At 44.7% G+C, this 16706-nt stretch carries 16 protein-coding genes; 11 read left to right on the top strand and 5 right to left on the bottom strand.

The window, feature by feature from the left end; genetic code table 11:
- The first annotated feature begins 184 nt into the window (after nt 1-184).
- The 4 genes from ACKKE8_RS30020 (at nt 185) to ACKKE8_RS30005 (ending at nt 2675) form a co-directional block, all read left to right on the top strand.
- Nucleotides 185-379 carry a Spo0E family sporulation regulatory protein-aspartic acid phosphatase gene (locus ACKKE8_RS30020; RefSeq protein ID WP_409176210.1) on the top strand — a complete coding sequence of 65 codons (195 nt, stop codon included), beginning with the start codon at nt 185-187 and terminating at the stop codon, nt 377-379.
- A gap of 21 nt (nt 380-400) precedes the next feature.
- On the top strand, nt 401-1360 hold the full coding sequence (locus tag ACKKE8_RS30015) for a hypothetical protein (RefSeq protein ID WP_409176209.1): 960 nt from the start codon (nt 401-403) through the stop codon (nt 1358-1360).
- A gap of 66 nt (nt 1361-1426) precedes the next feature.
- Nucleotides 1427-1825, top strand: coding sequence for a hypothetical protein (locus tag ACKKE8_RS30010; RefSeq protein WP_144618637.1), 399 nt, complete (start codon nt 1427-1429; stop codon nt 1823-1825).
- A 298-nt stretch (nt 1826-2123) separates the two neighbouring features.
- Nucleotides 2124-2675, top strand: coding sequence for a DUF4309 domain-containing protein (locus ACKKE8_RS30005; protein ID WP_409176208.1), 552 nt, complete (start codon nt 2124-2126; stop codon nt 2673-2675).
- A 113-nt stretch (nt 2676-2788) separates the two neighbouring features.
- Here ACKKE8_RS30005 and ACKKE8_RS30000 read toward each other — a convergent pair whose 3' ends face one another.
- A complete protein-coding gene (locus ACKKE8_RS30000) occupies nt 2789-3751 on the bottom strand; it encodes a hypothetical protein (protein ID WP_409176207.1) in 963 nt (320 codons plus the stop codon).
- 303 nt (nt 3752-4054) lie between these two features.
- Between ACKKE8_RS30000 and ACKKE8_RS29995 the strand changes: the two genes are divergently transcribed.
- The 4 genes from ACKKE8_RS29995 (at nt 4055) to ACKKE8_RS29980 (ending at nt 7781) form a co-directional block, all read left to right on the top strand.
- Complete coding sequence (locus tag ACKKE8_RS29995; protein WP_409176206.1) at nt 4055-4777, top strand: hypothetical protein; 723 nt, start codon at nt 4055-4057, stop codon at nt 4775-4777.
- Between the two features lie 423 nt (nt 4778-5200).
- Entirely contained in the window at nt 5201-5608 is a 408-nt protein-coding gene (locus ACKKE8_RS29990) for a hypothetical protein (protein ID WP_409176205.1), read from the top strand.
- A gap of 144 nt (nt 5609-5752) precedes the next feature.
- Nucleotides 5753-6325, top strand: a complete 573-nt coding sequence (locus tag ACKKE8_RS29985; protein ID WP_409176204.1) for an RNA polymerase sigma factor — start codon at nt 5753-5755, stop codon at nt 6323-6325.
- Nucleotides 6318-7781 (top strand): DUF4179 domain-containing protein, encoded by a 1464-nt coding sequence (locus ACKKE8_RS29980; RefSeq protein WP_409176203.1) that lies wholly within the window; start codon nt 6318-6320, stop codon nt 7779-7781. The genes ACKKE8_RS29985 and ACKKE8_RS29980 overlap by 8 nt, the downstream gene beginning before the upstream one ends.
- Before the next feature lie 38 nt (nt 7782-7819).
- On the opposite strand, the gene ACKKE8_RS29975 is transcribed toward ACKKE8_RS29980, so the two are convergent.
- Complete coding sequence (locus ACKKE8_RS29975; RefSeq protein ID WP_409176202.1) at nt 7820-9103, bottom strand: haloacid dehalogenase-like hydrolase; 1284 nt, start codon at nt 9101-9103, stop codon at nt 7820-7822.
- Nucleotides 9104-9396: 293 nt separating this feature from the next.
- On the opposite strand from ACKKE8_RS29975, the gene ACKKE8_RS29970 reads away from it, so the two are divergent.
- A complete protein-coding gene (locus tag ACKKE8_RS29970) occupies nt 9397-10341 on the top strand; it encodes an aminopeptidase (RefSeq protein ID WP_064200296.1) in 945 nt (314 codons plus the stop codon).
- 82 nt (nt 10342-10423) lie between these two features.
- Entirely contained in the window at nt 10424-11872 is a 1449-nt protein-coding gene (gene cls / locus ACKKE8_RS29965) for a cardiolipin synthase (protein WP_409176201.1), read from the top strand.
- A 79-nt stretch (nt 11873-11951) separates the two neighbouring features.
- Here cls and ACKKE8_RS29960 read toward each other — a convergent pair whose 3' ends face one another.
- Nucleotides 11952-12932 carry a Rieske 2Fe-2S domain-containing protein gene (locus ACKKE8_RS29960; RefSeq protein WP_409176200.1) on the bottom strand — a complete coding sequence of 327 codons (981 nt, stop codon included), beginning with the start codon at nt 12930-12932 and terminating at the stop codon, nt 11952-11954.
- Nucleotides 12933-13138: 206 nt separating this feature from the next.
- Between ACKKE8_RS29960 and ACKKE8_RS29955 the strand changes: the two genes are divergently transcribed.
- Complete coding sequence (locus tag ACKKE8_RS29955; protein WP_409176199.1) at nt 13139-14488, top strand: uracil-xanthine permease family protein; 1350 nt, start codon at nt 13139-13141, stop codon at nt 14486-14488.
- Nucleotides 14489-14565: 77 nt separating this feature from the next.
- On the opposite strand, the gene ACKKE8_RS29950 is transcribed toward ACKKE8_RS29955, so the two are convergent.
- The gene (locus tag ACKKE8_RS29950; protein ID WP_007720051.1) at nt 14566-14949 is read right to left on the bottom strand and encodes an OsmC family protein; all 384 of its coding nucleotides are present in this window, start codon (nt 14947-14949) and stop codon (nt 14566-14568) included.
- 94 nt (nt 14950-15043) lie between these two features.
- Nucleotides 15044-16681 (bottom strand): M20/M25/M40 family metallo-hydrolase, encoded by a 1638-nt coding sequence (locus ACKKE8_RS29945; RefSeq protein ID WP_409176198.1) that lies wholly within the window; start codon nt 16679-16681, stop codon nt 15044-15046.
- Nucleotides 16682-16706 lie beyond the last annotated feature (25 nt).

The raw sequence follows: 16706 nt of genomic DNA, 5'->3' as shown, positions 1-16706 counted from the left end.
TCTAAGAACATCTCTAAAAAGAGGAGCCACAGGTGCACTAAAACCAAGCGAATAATCCGGTGGTAAAGGAAGTAGGGTGAGTCTTATAGCAGCTATTGCATTTAAAAAGGGCGTTCCCCCCCTTCGACAGGTTAAAGGAACGCCCACAGGAGGAGCAGTTACGGCTCCTATAAGTAAATGTATCATGCTACCTCTAGATCGAGAAGGAGTAACCTATCACGATATTGATCATTTGAAAAAAATTGTGGAAGAATTGCGAGAACAATTGGTGCAAATGTATTTAGAGAAGAATGATTTCTTGGATGATAACGTCGTGGAATTAAGCCAGCAGTTGGATCAGTACATTCTGGTCATTCAATCAAAAATGATGGGAATCTAAATGGAAAAGATGGTGATAATTATGATTAAGAAATTAAGATCATTGGTATTGTTTTTATCACTCGTTATGTCTTTATTTGCAGTTCCAACATTTGCGAGTACTGAAAAAACTATGGATATTGATATAGGTGAAGATTATGAGGTCAAAAAATTCGAAGATGGTAGAATTAGTCCAGTATCATTCGCTGAGGAACTGACTGAAAGCCAGTTAGAAAATATTTTAGTGGAAATGGGTTTTTCTAAAGCCGAGATTTCTGATATGAGTATTGCTCTAAAGACAAGACTAGTATCCGACGGCGGTAAAAGAGTAAAGACAACTCCAGTACATGCTACATATCGCACTGGAGATGAAAAAGATGAAGTAACATTTGAGGGTGAGAGCATTGATGAAATAAAAGAACAGTTAAAATCCGATAAGGAATATGTTCAACTCAAAACTGCCTGGGACAAAGAAGATGAGAATTGGTATGGAAAGACTTATGTAACTTGGGCCGGATTAACTGGAAATGGTAAGGAATTCAAATATAATTTTTATATAGAGTTCGAGTGGAGTAGTACCCCTTTTCAAAAAATGACGGATCACTTTGCACTTCATTGGGGAGATAAAGGAACAAAGTATGCATCAGCAGACTGGACAGTCGTACAGTATCTGGGACGAAATGGTAAATATGGAGGAAATAGCTGGCATGATGTCCCGGTGACGAATGAGCAAAACAATCTAGCGGGAACTGAGTGGTCTTTCAGATGGTATGATATTCAAGGCGCATTAAAAGTTAGAGGAACGGGGCATGAAGAAATTAGAGTTCCTGTAAGTAAAGCTGGTGAAACTTATACATATGCTGGAGCGTATTTTCACCCTCATTGGACACATGATATTCAAATAAGTCTTGGTCCAGCAGGAATTACATTTAGTGACGACGCTGGTGATAAGTGGACATGGGATGAAAGTTTTGAAATTGGTGATGATCGACCGAATAATTAATATAATAATAAGAAGGGAGGGCTTCCTTACCTTCTTATTGTATTTTTAGTAAGGGGCGGATGTATCATGAAAAAAAAAGTAGTACTAGGTATTATGCTCCTGTTTTTGCTTAGTATGATTGGGTTATATATGAATTTTCAGGCACATAGTAAAACGTATGGGTGGGTTGTAGTAACAAACAAATGGGTAGAAAATGACAAATATTTTCTTAGTATCAAGCATATTTGTTTAAATAACGAAACTGAATTTTGTAGCAATGAGAAGACAATTAGAATTGGAGATGAGGTAAGCTTGTTAAGCTCCTCTCCTGTAAAGAGTAATACACTTAGCGCTAAAGAGGCATATGATCAAATCGAACAAAATGGTAAGTATGTTTTTAGCTATATTTTCATTGAGGGAAGAATGTGGCCATTAAATATGCCTAATACATTAGTTGAATTTAAACAATACAACCAAAAAATATAATCAAAGTATTTTGTTGTTACTTTTAATTTAAGATTAATGCAAACAATGGAACATGGGATTACGAAAAGGAAGAATAATCTCGAATTTGCTTCCAGATAGCCGGTTAACACTAGCAGCATAACCGGCTATTTTTTGTGTCTAGCACTCCTTAACCTTGTAAACGCACATGTTCGTTTTTCTTGTGGCATCCATATTAAAGTGTGTTAAAGTGCGTTTATATAATTACCCATAAATCACTAGCCATACGATCTATTTTTTCAGCATCTCGGATGGACTCTTACCACCGACTAAACAAATTATGAGGAGTGTGGTTGATCTGCCTAAAATATGTCGTAATGCTTTGCTTGTTGTAGTTCTTAGCTCAATGACTTTACTTGGCTGTTCCAATATATCTGAAAAAACTGAAGATATTACTGTTAATTCTGCTCAATCGGACACTTTGGAGAAAGTAAAAAATGGGCAATTAGAAGGTGTCTTAATTGGCATCGGAGCAACAAAGAAAGAGGTTCTAGATAAAATCGGAACCCCCGTCGAGAGTGGAAATTCTGAGTATGGATTCACAATATACTATGAGGGTTTTAATTTACAATTCGAAGACTATGCTAACTCAATTGATGAAGTAAAGGATACGAATAAAGTCGTCCTAATGAATGCCGAACCAAAGACTGTAGGAATGACTGGAAAACCTGAGGAAATCAAAAAAGAAATAGGAGAACCCTCTAGAGAGTTTATGGATGACTCAGGTGATCATACGTTTATATTGGAATATGAAAACAATGGAAACCTACTAAGATTTACGTTTGATTCAAAAGAAAGTCCAGTAAAGTATGTTACCCTTCGAGTCCAATAAACCAGACTATCTGGCTTATTGTGGCCTGAATTCTGAAAAATTAGTCCATAAAAAAAGAGACGGTTCTCCCGCCTCTTCTCTTTTACTTGTGTACCCCAGTTGACTCTGTTTTTCTACCATTCCGTTTCCGTTTTGTGTTCAATTATGTGTACGACTTTTGGTTCAACTTCTTTCATCATTTGTTTCAGTGATTGCTCGGTGACCGGTACTCCATCACCTTGAAGTTGTCCTCTAGCCTGTGTTTCTGCAATCACATCAATCACTTGTTGTTTCGTGACATTTTTAGATGCTGCAATCTCCACAACAGTTTTACCTTTTGCTAATTCTTGTTTTAATTCTGTCGGGCTGATTTTTAGTAAAGCAAACAGTTTTTCATCGTTTAAAAAGTTGTCAGCACTATAATCAGGCTTACCATTTATAGAGAATAGGCCCTCTACTTTAATGTTTGAAGGTGTATCAGAAGGTGTATCAGCTGTAGGAATACCTACGATCTTAGTAAGACTAATGGTATTGTCCTGAACAAAAACCTGGTAGACCGGTTTATCGAACATCTCATTGGTGTAATTCAACATCCATGTTTTTTGGTTTAGATTCTCCATTTGCTCGATAGCAACCTTGTATTGTTCGACGTTGCCATACATTTTATCAATAAGATCATTTACCTTCGCCTTGATTTCCTGATCGGTTAACGTAATGAGTGACTTCTCCTTAGGCTCCCAATTCTCTTGAATCACGTGTTCAATCTCACCCGTACTACCGTTTGTATGGAGGGTAATCTTTTTGCCGGTTCCTCCTTTTTCCTGTAGTACGATACTTGTTTGCTTCACGTTGATTACATTGTTCCCTTTGGATACATCACCTTGAACGTTGCTTGCATCGATAATCTCAAACGATTTTGTTTCAGGATATGCGAGATACAGCTTCTCAAGCGTTGATTTGCCAACCTCATCCACCTTGACTTGTTCAGAAGTCATCGGTGTTCTTGTAGGCATGTCAATCACGCCAGAAGCCGCAAATGCTGCAACTGGAATCAAAATCGCAGTAGCAACGATTCCACCAATTAATCGTTTTTTCATAATTACTTCGCTCCTTTTTTGTTGTAAATAATGAGAATCGGATTGTTCTATTTGTTCGCTGAATAAGCAGCTTACACACTATATTGCCTCTTTAGCGGAAAAAGGTTCGGTTCATATCTTATTTTTTTTTATCGTGAGCAGACCCCATGCCCATCAAGCGAAGGAATTTGCTACCTCCTCAAAAGGAAATACGCTATTCTTTCGGTAGACTGACTAACGAACTTCTACTACTGATCAATCGCTTTAGTAACTTAGATGGGTTCAAACTATTCTATCTATCATTTTGTAGAAAGGAGAATACTAATGATTAGCATTAAGAATTTAAAATCCACAAAAAAAATAGCATTGGCTACTATTGGTTTTATAACAATTGCAGGACTTGCTGTTTACTATATAGGTGACTTGAAAAAACAGAGTTTTCTTTATTCCAGTGATACAGATTATAGAATAGTTTCTGGTGAAGCAATGTTTACCGAGACATTCACTGACGTGGAGGGTCTAGCTGAAAATGCAGATATCATAGCCGAAGCTGAAGTTATTTCTCAAGAAAATAACCCTAATTATGAAAGACTAGATGTATATACAGTCTCTGAATTAAGATTAACGAAAGTCTATAAAGGTGATGTAGAGATAGATGATACAGTATCTGTACTGGAAACTGGAGGGGAATTCGATGAAAGAGAGGCGGCCAAATATTTCGCAGGAAAGCCAGGATCTAAATTAGTGAATGATGATAATGGTGAACCCAGAATGACATCGGTAGGGATTGAAGGAAGTATTCCTATGAAAGAAGGAAATAAATATTTTGTTTTCTTAACAGAAGATAAAGATGACGTCTATAACATAGTAGGGTCAGTTCAAGGAAAGATTAAAATTAATAGCGAGAACACTCTGGTATCGCAAGTTTCTCTAGAGACAATAGATCAGCATGGTGATCTTTATTTCCTCCAGGAAAGTTATTCAGGGCAGAATATTTCGGAACTTAGAAACGAAGTTGAACAACTCATTGCATCCTCTCCCAATTAGCCCCCCAAAATCTCTCTCAACCGAAAGATCATTACGAAGTAGACAGGAAGAGAAGATAGCTGATATTACAATGGAAATCTGGGGCTTAGGTGCTCTCTGTTTCGTTTTAATTACATGGGGGAGGTTGTTTCCATGCAATACTATTCATTCCTCGTCTTTGTGATTTTCCTTCATATCACGAAAGTGTATAACTTCATCGAGAGCAGACTCAGCCCGTTCGATTTCGCCATAGTCGTTGGTATGGGAGTTTTTTGGCTATTACTTAAATGTTGTGAATACTTATCGGGCGTATTGGAAATGGTATGTATCAAATTCAAAATGAAAGTATGGCAATTGTATGTGGTCGCATTGATTTTGTATTTTTTATTTTAGTTTCTTACTGTATTCCCTACTCTCTCGACTTGTTATAGAGGAGGAATGGAAGTGAAAAAATTACGAATAGTCATCGCGATTTTCATAATATCTATTGCAGGATGGTTTATCCTAAAAACTCTAAACTCTCCTGAAAATACAGTAAGGACCGTCATAGACAATATAGCAAATGGCGCACAAAATCACGTGCAAATGGAACAAGATCAAATTGAATTAATTCGCTCCTATTTTGAATTTGCCGCTAAGAATAATCTAAAATCACCCGAAATTTCAGTTAGACAAGTCGAAGGAACCGGAGATCATATACAGCTAATCGCAGAGTTTCTAATGATAGATTACGATGAAAATAATAGAATTCGAAAAGTGTATGCAGGAAATCTCCTTTTCACCTTACAGAAATCTTCGTTTTATAAGTGGGAAGTAATAAACATCGAGGAAAAAATGAAACTTAGCCTTTAGGTGGAAAGGTTTTGTAATAGTATTCACCCGTTTCTGTTCAGGGGACGGGTTTTTCCATGTTTCATATTTTTTCGCCTATGTATCGTGAACCAAACTCCGCGTTCTCGTGAATATACAGTAGAGAAAACGAGGGGAGGGAACGCTGTGGATGAGTGGGAGTTGATTGCTAAATGCCAAGAGGGCGAGCCTGAAGCTTTCGAACAATTGGTCAAGCCCTATCTGGCGATGGCATACCGGACAGCGTACTTGATCATTCATGACAAGCATCTGGCACAGGACGCCGTTCAGGAAGGGCTCATCGAAGCGTATCAGCACATAGACCGACTCGATAAAAAACGGGGAGTGGCCTTTCGCAATTGGTTATACCGGATTATTACGTTTCGGGCTCTGAATCTGGTACGCAAGCAGAAGCCTGTGGTGGAATACGAAGAGATGATCCCGGAAGAAGCGTTAACGCCGCTGGACAACGTGATCCAGCGAGAGGAGCAGCATCAAATATGGCAGGCGATTCGCAGCATGAGGGCGGAGCATCGCGCGGTCATTATTCTTTACTATTACGAGGGCTTCAGCGTGTCGGAGATCGCCAAAATTACGGGCTCCTTTGAGGGGACGGTCAAATCGCGCATGTATAAGGCGAGAAAACTGATTGCACAGCAATTGGACAAGGAATGCAATCAATCGGATTTTTTGCGGGAAGGGGCAATGACTCATGACTAACGAGGAGAGGCAAATCCAAGAGACGCTTAGGAAAGTAGCGGGAGCTGTCGAGATACCGAGTTTTCAAATGCCATGCCAGAATAACGCGTTGCAGGTGAGAAGGCGTCCATTTTACCGTAGCAAAAAATGGACATCCATCGGCATCGCTTCCGCTGTCGTACTCGGGCTGCTCGGAAGCATGCAAGTGTCCCCAACGTTTGCGGCCTATGTCAAATCGATCTTTGCTCAAGACGGGTTCGATGAAGGAGTGCAACAGGCGGCGAGACAAGGCTTCTCCGAAACATCGAATCTTTCTGTTACCGATCAGGGGATCACCTTGGAGGTAAAGGAAATTATTGCTGATTCGGCGCAGGTAATGGTAGCTTTAATGATAAAACAGTCGGATGGCAAGCAGTTGCTCCCTACCTATCCGACAGCGACAAACGCAGAATCCGATGCCGTTGAATTGCTGGATGCCAAAGGGGCGGTCATTTCTGAAGAGTGGGGAACAACCTTTGAAAATAATGCCGGATTCATCCGGTTTCTCCTTGGTAAAAAAGGACAGGAGCCCCTTCCGAAAACGTTGTCGATACATTTTGATGAAATCGGTGATAGAAAAGGAAACTGGAAGCTGCAAGTTCCGATCACGATGGCAAAAGCAACGGCCGCAACGACTGTGCTGCCTGTCAATCAAACGCAAGTGACGAAGCATGGATTGAAGATGACCTTGCACCAGATCGTCAACACGCCAACGACCACCCGAATTGAGCTGGAAACACAATGGACAGAGGCGGCCAAAAAACAACTGGAACAAGAAGCAAAAAAGCTAACCGGAAAGACGACGGACCCGGATTATGCTCCATTTCTTCCGTATCAGCAATATATGCTGGGATATTACTACGAGGGAGCAGATGGAAGCAAGGGGAAGGAAAGCCGCAAAGAAAGAACTCATTCTATTGATCGCTATGGGCATTTCCGCTGGATCATGGACGACGATCCGTTACCAAAAGGGAAAGCAAAGACGCTTGTCATAAACAGCTTCCACAAGGCAATACCGTATGATATGAGTGTCACCTTCCATCCCGATGAGTTGAACAAGAAGCCCGTAATCAAACAAGTGGGAGAAGATATCTTCACAGTGAAAGGCATCAAGCTGGCAAAAGATGAGTTTTCGGAAAAGCAGCAAATGGTAATGGAGGTAGAGGTACTATCCAAAGATATTTCAGATATTTATTTGCCTTGGTGGGTAGCCCAAGATGGGCAGGGAATCACTTACCGTGCTAGAAGGAGTACTCAATCAACAGGACCTGCTGACCAGTCAGGACGCGAGCGAGTAACGTACAAATTTTGGATAGTGGACAGCAAAAGCTGGAAAGAAGACGAAATCGACAAGCTCCCGGAGAAGCTCACCCTACGACTGGATGCTGTTCAAAAAAAATATCCACTCGAGTGGAGAATTCCCGTTACTCATCCATAAAGAGAAAACCGCCCCGTACAAAGGGCGGTTTTTCCTGTTTATTTCGCGACCAACTGCGGCTCTTTTTGCCCGAGTCGGATCGTCGCTTCGCTCGGAATCCACATGCCTGTGTTCTCGTCACGTCCTTGCAGGACTACCGTCGGGTTTGCTTTGCCCATCTGCTCAGCACCTTTGGTAATTTGCTGCCCAATTTTGCCGCCTTTGACGCGGTTTACGACGAGCGAGAGCTGCACGCTGTCCAGCTCTGTCATCATCTCGAAATCACCGTTGCTATCGCCCGCGATGAAGATAGGGCCATGACCATACTTTTTCACCAATACATCCTGGATCACTTCCGTCTTGCCGTGGGCTACCGTGATCGGGTAGTCAGGCAGATACACATTCGTGATCCGTCCGTTTTCTGTTTTCAAACGCATGCCGATGATGTTCTCCGCTGGGAGATTGTAGCCATATTTCGGGAGGGTGGCGAAGACACGAACGACATCCTCCAGGGAGGCACTCACGACATATACGTCGATGCCATTGGCACGCAGTGTGTTCATCAGGTTTGCTACTTCGGAAGTGAGGCGCAGGCCTGTTGTATGAGAGGCTTTTACCACACCTGCTTTGCCTGCCAACGATTTCGGGCTCGTCCAGCTTACTTTTTCAATCGCCATGCCCAGGCTGTGATCATTGGATGCTTCCGCCAATTGTTGCACTTCTTCCACTGTCATGTTCGTGAAGAGGTAGAGGATCCATGGATAGCCAATCGAGGTGCTGTGCGTATCGTTGATCGCTTCATACAAGAAAAACAGTTTGGCTTTGAAATCTGCGAATTGCTCTGTTGCTGTCACTTCCTCCAGCGACTTCGTTCCTTTAAAACCTTGATAATTTTGATATAAGTACGTGTAGTCGGCTACGAGATCAGTCGCGATGGCATCGAGTGTGACAGGCTTGCCGTCGACATTTTTATACGAATCGGAAAACGGTCCCTCTGGTACATTCGTACGGATGACCTTCCCGAATTCTTCTGGAGTGAGCTTGTAAGCCAAATGGTTGATCTGGTAAACAAACAGCGCTTCCTCAGTGTCATGCATGATGCTCGTATTGTCCCAGTCAAAAACGGCATACGGCTTCTTTTTGGCATTGTAGGAGGCACTCTTGATGCCGTTTTTCTCAATCAATTCGTGGACGGCTTGATAAGTCGCAGGTGCCCATTTCCCCTTGTCGAGCATCTGCACGTTGGTGTCCTTGGCCAAAGCTGGCATCTGCATCGCGAGCAGAGCGACGATCATCAGCATGGTCAGCCACCACGTTTTGGGTTGTGCTTTTCTGTGTGACATGGTTGTCATCCCCTTCTTCTTTTTCTCGATCCCCCAAATGAAAACGCTATCATTTTTTCAAAAGAAAAAGGCCTTCCCCACGCCTATTGATAAAGCGCGGGTAGAAGACCTCATTGTCTTAAGCGTTTTCATTTGTATTCTAATCATACTAAATTTAACAGTAAAAGCAAGAAGATTCCGATAAACAGGGTAAGGGCAGGACTAACGATCCAATTTAGCGAAGACAGAAGAGTTTGCAAGAAAAAAGTGGATATAATCTAACCATTAGATAGACGTAAAGGGATGATTCTTACATGACATTGATAGAATCAAGCAAAGCCATTTTGATGAATTGCCTTGCATTACAAGCAAATGAGACCTTTTTAGTGGTGGCCGACGAGCGGAAGCGGGACATCGGTGAAGCGATCTGGGAAGCCGGTAAACAGCTAGGGGCAGAAGCGATGCTGATGGTCATGAAGGAGCGGGAAAAGTCCGGTCAAGAGCCTCCTGCGGCTGTTGCAGCGGCGATGAAGAGCGCAGATGTGGTGGTATGTGTGACCCAGCACTCTTTGACGCATACAAAAGCACGCAAAGAAGCAGCAGCAAATGGTACGAGACTGGCTACCATGCCAGCTATTACGGAAGACATGTTCCTTGCAGGAGCGATTTCCGCTGACTATACACAAGTAAAGGCACTCACCGAGCGAGTGACCGAAATGCTTACGCGAGCAAGTACCGTGCGAATCGAAAAAGCGGGCAAGTCACTGACGTTTTCCATCGCAGACCGCAATGGGGTGCCGAGTACTGGCATGTACGTCAATCCTGGAGAATCGGGCAATTTGCCTTCCGGCGAAGCGTATATCGCCCCATTGGAAGGGACAGCGGAAGGACAAATCCTCGTCGATGGCTCCATCGCGGGTATCGGAAAAATTGATTCGCCACTGTTGCTGACGGTCCAAAATGGTCGGATCACAGAAGCAGAAGGAACATCGGCTGAACGCCTCCTGCAAATGCTTGGAGACCAAGACGGGCGGATGCTGGGTGAATTCGGAATCGGAACGAATGACAAGGCGCGTATTACGGGAGTTGTGCTGGAGGACGAGAAGGTATACGGAACGATTCACGTAGCCTTTGGTAGCAACAATACGTTTGGCGGGACGATTGTCGCAGGGGTACATATTGATCTGGTTGTCAAAGAGCCGGATGTGTATTTGGACGACAAATGTATCATGAAGAACGGAAAACTATTGGCAACATAGGATAAACTAGATGGATAGGAAGGATGAATCCCGATAGTAAATGTTGTAATATGGGAGGAATCCTAGAGCTGGATGTGGTGTGATGGCGTTGTCTGAAAAGATAATTGCGATAGTAACAATAGGTAACCTGATTTTGGGTGCCGTTCTTATTTTCATGGAGAGGCGTAACATTGCGGCAACCTGGGCCTGGTTGATGGTTTTGCTGTTTTTGCCGGGCATCGGTTTTATTATTTACCTGATTTTTGGACATAAGCTGAGCAAGAAAAAGCTGTATCGGCTCAAGGAAGGGGAGTTTTCCCATTTTCGAGCTGCGGTCGATAGGCAAAAGCAGTTGCTTGCCCATGGTGAACTGCAGGTCAACGACCCTGAGATGGAGAGACACCGCGACATGATTTTCATGAACGTGGTAAGTGATGGAGCGTATTATACGCAGGATAATACCATTCAGGTTTTTAAGGAAGGCCATAGTCTGTTTAACCTCATGTTCAAACAGATGGAAGAAGCACGCGAGCATATACATTTGCTCTACTATATTTTGAATGACGATGATTTAGGGAAACAGCTCATTCAACTGTTGACGAAGAAGGCAAAGGAGGGCGTCGAGGTTCGACTGCTCTATGATGCGGTAGGTTCTTCTGGTATCTCATCCAAGTTTCTGCGCCCATTGGTAGAAGCAGGGGGAGAAGTCGCCTCTTTTTTCCCGGCGAAGATTCCGTTCCTGAATTTTCGGGTCAACTTCAGGAATCATCGCAAGCTGACGATTATTGATGGCAAGATTGGCTATATCGGAGGCTTCAACATCGGGGATGAATACTTGGGCAAGGATAAGAAGCTGGGGTATTGGCGTGACACCCATTTGCTGATAGAGGGAAGAGCGGTGTACATGCTGCAAGCACGCTTTTTCCTGGACTGGAATTTGTCTGCACCGAAAAGAATGCATGAGTCACTCGCGTATTTTCCGGAGATGCATGAGGCCGAGGGCACGATTGGCGTTCAGATCGTATCGAGTGGGCCAAACTCGGAAAAAGAGCAAATTAAGCATGCTTTTTTGAAGATGATTTACAAGGCACGGAAGAAGATTTACTTGCAGACGCCGTATTTCGTTCCCGATGAAAGTATGCTGACCGCGCTAAAAATGGCGGCAATGTCCGGGGTAGATGTACGGGTGATGGTCCCGGGAAAGCCAGATCATTTGTTGGTATTCTGGGCGACTCACTCTTATCTCGGTGATTTGTTAAAGAGTGGTGTGCGCTGCTTCCTCTACGAAAAAGGCTTCATGCACGCCAAAACAATCGTGGTCGATACCCAGTTGTCGTCTGTGGGAACGGCCAATGTCGATATTCGCAGCTTCAAGCTGAATTTCGAGACGAATGCGTTTATGTACGACTCGCAGATGGCAGAGGAGCTGGAGGAACTGTTTGTCTCCGATCTGGCTGATTCCCGGGAGATGACACTGGGAGAGTATGTAAACCGACCACTGCGTTTGCGCTTGCTGGAATCGTTGACGCGGCTGTTGTCTCCGCTTTTATAAAATCGGGACTGGAAAGCAAAAGAGGACCTGTTGGCCTATGTGAACAAACACGGGCTGGCAGGTCCTTTCTGTTTACCCTTTATGCCGTACCGAACGTTACACCCATCTCCGTCAAGTATTGACGATAAACGATGCTCGCGCGGTCACATTTTAAGGACAGCTCTACTTGCAGATCAAGTGGCAGGTCCTCCGGCTTTTGATTTTCCACGATCGGTTTATCTTGTGCAAAGATGAGGTTTTGGAAGCTAATGATGTCCTCATCGGAAAGGTTCGTCTCATAATTGAAAGAAAGTACGCCATAAGCTACGCTTCGCGCTTCATCCAGCGGCATCACAGTCAGCAAAATGGACATCAGATTGCCGTTTTCCGCATCGCGTTTCGTAAATTTAACCGTGAGCGGACGGAGGATTTCGTACGTGTAATAGACGTGCTTCGCTTGACCAGTACCGTCCGGGTCAGGCTGAAAAATCTTGATCTCATCCGTGCGAATGACACCGTTATCGTCGCGGTGAACGCGGTAATCCCCGATTTCCATGTGCGTTTCGACGCCCAAATAACCCTCATGAACGACAGCCAAGTGGCCTACATCCAAAAAGTTCTCTACGACGCGTGGAGGCTTGGCCATCACTGTCTGTGGCCCCCAAATGACATTTCGAAAACGTTCATCCTCAAATTCCGGCAGAGCAAAAAACTCAGGAGATTGGTTGGCGAGATTCACCCACACGAACCCATAACGCTCTGTACAGCCGTATAAAATAGCACGCGCCTTGCCGGGAATCGCTTGCTCGGCAGGCAACTGAGGGATTTTTACACAGGCGCCAGATGCTTCATATTCCCATCCGTGATACGGACAGACCAGCTTTCCATCTCGGACACAGCCCAGAGACAGGGCAGCGCCTCTGTGAATACAGAGGTCTTTAAACGCATGGATTCCTTCTTCGTTGCGGAAGAGAACGACCCGCTCGCCCATAATGGTGACCTGGATCGGGCGGTCTTGCACATCCACCGAACGACAGGCGACGATCCACTCATTACGCAGCACGGTATCTTGCACGATCATTGATGAGACACTCCCTTTGTCGATGCTTCGGTTATTCACCCATTGTAGCGGGAGAGTAGAAAGGAAGTCAACAGAAAACACGAACATTATAAAACGATTCTACCTATTTATTACGTGAATAGTTGCTTAAAAACGTAATTATCCGTTATAATCCCACTTATATCGTTCGTGATTAGCTAAATTACCACTAGGGAGGCCTTTTGAAAGTGGAACAACATCGAGAAAGCAATCAGCTTGTTGTGGGCGTCGATGACAAAATCAGTGTGGGCAAGGCGTTTTTACTTGGTTTGCAGCATGTGTTAGCTATGGACTTGTACATTGCTCCTATTATTATTGCTGGGCTACTGACCATGGACGCTTCAAGCACTTCTTTCTTTATTCAAATGTGTTTTCTCGCAACGGGTATCGGGACGTTGATCCAGACTGGCTTTGGATTGCGTTTACCTGTCGTGCAAGGCCCTTCCTATGTACCCATCGGTGCGCTGGCTGCGATCGGCAGTAAGCTGGGGATGGGCGCAATGATTGGCAGCATGATTCCTGGAGCGCTGTTTGTGGCCCTGATGGGTTATCCATTGAAATGGTTTGCCAAAGCAGTTCGCAAATTCATTCCTCCGCTCGTAGGCGGGACGGTGATCATCATCGTGGGCATTGCCTTGATGCCAACAGGGATGGGAAACATTTATCACTCCCCAGGAAATATTTGGACAAACATTTTGATTGCCGCCGTTTCTGCTGGTGTGCTTGTCATCTGTATGCTGCTTGGCACAAGAGCAAAGGTTGCGGGTGCGTTTTTTAGACTTGTATCTGTCCTGATTGCGATTTTCGTCGGAACGGTAACCGCTGCTTTTTTTGGAACGGTAGATTTTAGTCCGGTTGGACAAGCACCGTGGCTGTCCATGCCGAAGCTGTTTCCGTATGGAGCTCCAGTATTTGATCTCAGTGCTGTTTTGACGATGCTTTTTGTTTATTTGATTATCATGATTGAAACAACAGGGACTTGGTTCGTCGTCTCTACAGTAACGAACAGTGAATTGACGGAGGAGCGACTGAATCGCGGTGCTGTCGGTGAAGGCTTGGGGTGCTTTGTCGGGGCATTGTTCGGAGGTACACCTACGACTGGCTATTCCTCCAATGCTGGGTTGATTGCGGTGACAGGAGTAGGAAGCCGGATGGCGATTATGGCTGGAGGATTGATCTTGATTGCCCTTGGGTTGGTGCCGAAGCTGTCGGCGGCGATTACCTGTATACCGGAGCCAGTCATCAACGGAATTTTTGGGATCGTGTGTGTAGCGATTGTGGCTAACGGAATCAAAGTCATTCAAAACATTACGATTGATGATCGGACAATGATGGTCATCGGTTTGCCGATCCTGCTGACAATGGCGGTAACGGTCCTGCCAAAAGATGCGCTCGCAGGAGTACCTGATTTCGTGAACTACATTTTATCGTCAGGCATTACAGTAGGGGCCTTGGCAACGGTGCTTTTAAATATGCTCATTCCAGAAAGCAAAAAGAACAGAGTGAAGGTTCCACAACAACAGCCCGTAAGTCATTAAGTTAGCAAATAGTAAAACAGCCCGGTCACTTCACATCGGGCTGTTTTATTGTTTTTCGATATGGTTTTGGACCGCTGTTATGATACCAATTCGAAGGACTCGGTTACGACGATGCTTCCTTTGACAGATTGGACCATCGGGCAGTTTTTGCTCGCGGCTTCAATGGCTTTTTGCACTTTTTCTTCTTTCATATTTTCACCCGTAATGATGAAGTGGAGATGAATTTTTTCAACCCGATTTGCCTCTGCCTCATTTCGCTGAACATCTGCTGTTACTTTCATATCCGTGCACGGCATTCTCATCTTGTCCAATACTTTTCGCAAAACACCACCACTGCAAACAGCGATGGAAGAGACCAAGAGCTGGTAGGGGCGAAAGCCATACTGTTCATCACCTGATACGTGCAGCTCACCGTAGGATAGTTGAGTGACAAAGCCATTTTCTTTCGCTTGAAATTCCATGCGTAACCCTCCCTTGAAATGGTTTTTCTTCATTATAAGGAAAAAGGCTCCTGTGCGACAGTAATCTATCGGTACAGGAACCTTTTCCTATTTGCTATTCCTTCAATGCTTTCCCATTTTGCAAGAGAGACTGGATACAACGAGGAAGCATGTCTTTTAACGTATCGAATGCATAGTCGATGTCCAGACGCTCTGTCCACTGATGGGCGTCACGTCCGACTGGACCGAGGTTCATGACAGGTACATCAAATGTTTCGAGCTCCTGAAGCGGAATGGAGTAGCCGTTGTCCCATAAAGGCATGTTTGCTACCAATGGCTGCATGGATGCCGCCGGATATTGGAGTCCGACGTAGCTCAAGTCAGAGATACCGCCAAAGTAGTTTTGCTTGACCAAATTGACCTGGTGTTGATCTCTCGCGTATGCTTTCATCTCTTCCATCGTTTGCTGGATCAGAGGATGATTGCGCGAGCTGACTGCCGGGTAAAACGGTGGAGCGAAGAACAAGATCATCATCGGTGACAGCTCTTTGCACAGAATCGCTAATTGATCGACCAGCTCGATCGTGGTGTCGCGATCGTCCTTGTCGCCGCGGTTGGCGATCACATCTGCTTCCAGCTGGCGCAGTTTTTCTTCCCCGTACGTTTTCTTCGCATAGGCATACAGTTCTTCGTAAGTCATGACGGAAATGGACAGATCACGCGGGCTAAAAGGCGCAAAGTTGGCAAACTGGCTCGCGTGCTTGAGGTAGTTTTGCTTCATGCGCTCTGCCACATTTCTTGCCGATTCCAGCAACGGTTCTACGACATCCTCCATCTGCTTCTCCAGCAGGAACAGGTTGAACAGTGTCACGGCACGATGCGGAATTTGGACAGAGTACTCTTTTTTCAGATCCTTTTGAATCAGGTTCGTCGGTGGAGGAGATGCTTCCCCCTCAACGACCTCGCAGAAGGATGTGTTCAGCTCCAGCTCACATGTAATTTGAGAGGCCATGTAATTGCCGTTTAACCCAGCAAAAGGCTCGCCGACATGTGTTTCTTTGCCGTAGCAGAGGAAGCCTGGCAGCACTTTTCCGATGGAGCCTGTGTACAAGTACGTATTCGTATCCCCTGGATAGCGGGTAAACATCGGCTCGGAGTTGAGCACGGTCGTGTAGCTCAGGTCGAACTCTTCGGCGATTTGCAACAGCGCTGGGACTGCTGCACGCATCCCGACAGAATTCACCTCTTCGTCAGGGACGGTCAGAAGCAAAATGTTGCCGTCGAACTCTCCAGCAATTGCTTTCTCAATCATTGACATGTGCAGCGTCAGTCCGCATTTCATATCCATGGTGCCACGGCCAAACAGCCAGTTGCCGGTACGGATATCCTGTTGAACGTCTGCTGGCATTTCCGCTTGATTTTGCTGGAAGAGAGGAGTGAGGGTCTTCGGATCAAAAGCATGCTTCATCCAGGCGCCGTAATCCTCGACATCGACCACATCAAAATGGCTGACGAGAATGACAGTGTCCCGTACACCTTCTTTTTTAACCAGAGCAGTGACAAAGTGGCGCCCGTCCCCAGTCGGATTCGCACGCACATGATCGAAATTGGCTTGATAATAAGGCAGGGTACGCAGCTGATCGACGACGTAGCCAGGCAAGTCCTTCTCGGCAGATGATCCTGTAATGCTTGGGATGCTTACCAAATTGCACAAGAGATCAACGAGCTGCTCTTTTGTTTGCCATTTTTGCATAAAAAACGCCTCCGTTTTCCGTATA

Origin of the sequence: Brevibacillus fortis, assembly GCF_046196545.1 — a bacterium.
Lineage (GTDB): Bacteria > Bacillota > Bacilli > Brevibacillales > Brevibacillaceae > Brevibacillus > Brevibacillus fortis_A.
Note: the sequence above shows the minus strand (reverse complement) of the source record. Positions and strands in the feature narration are given on the sequence as shown.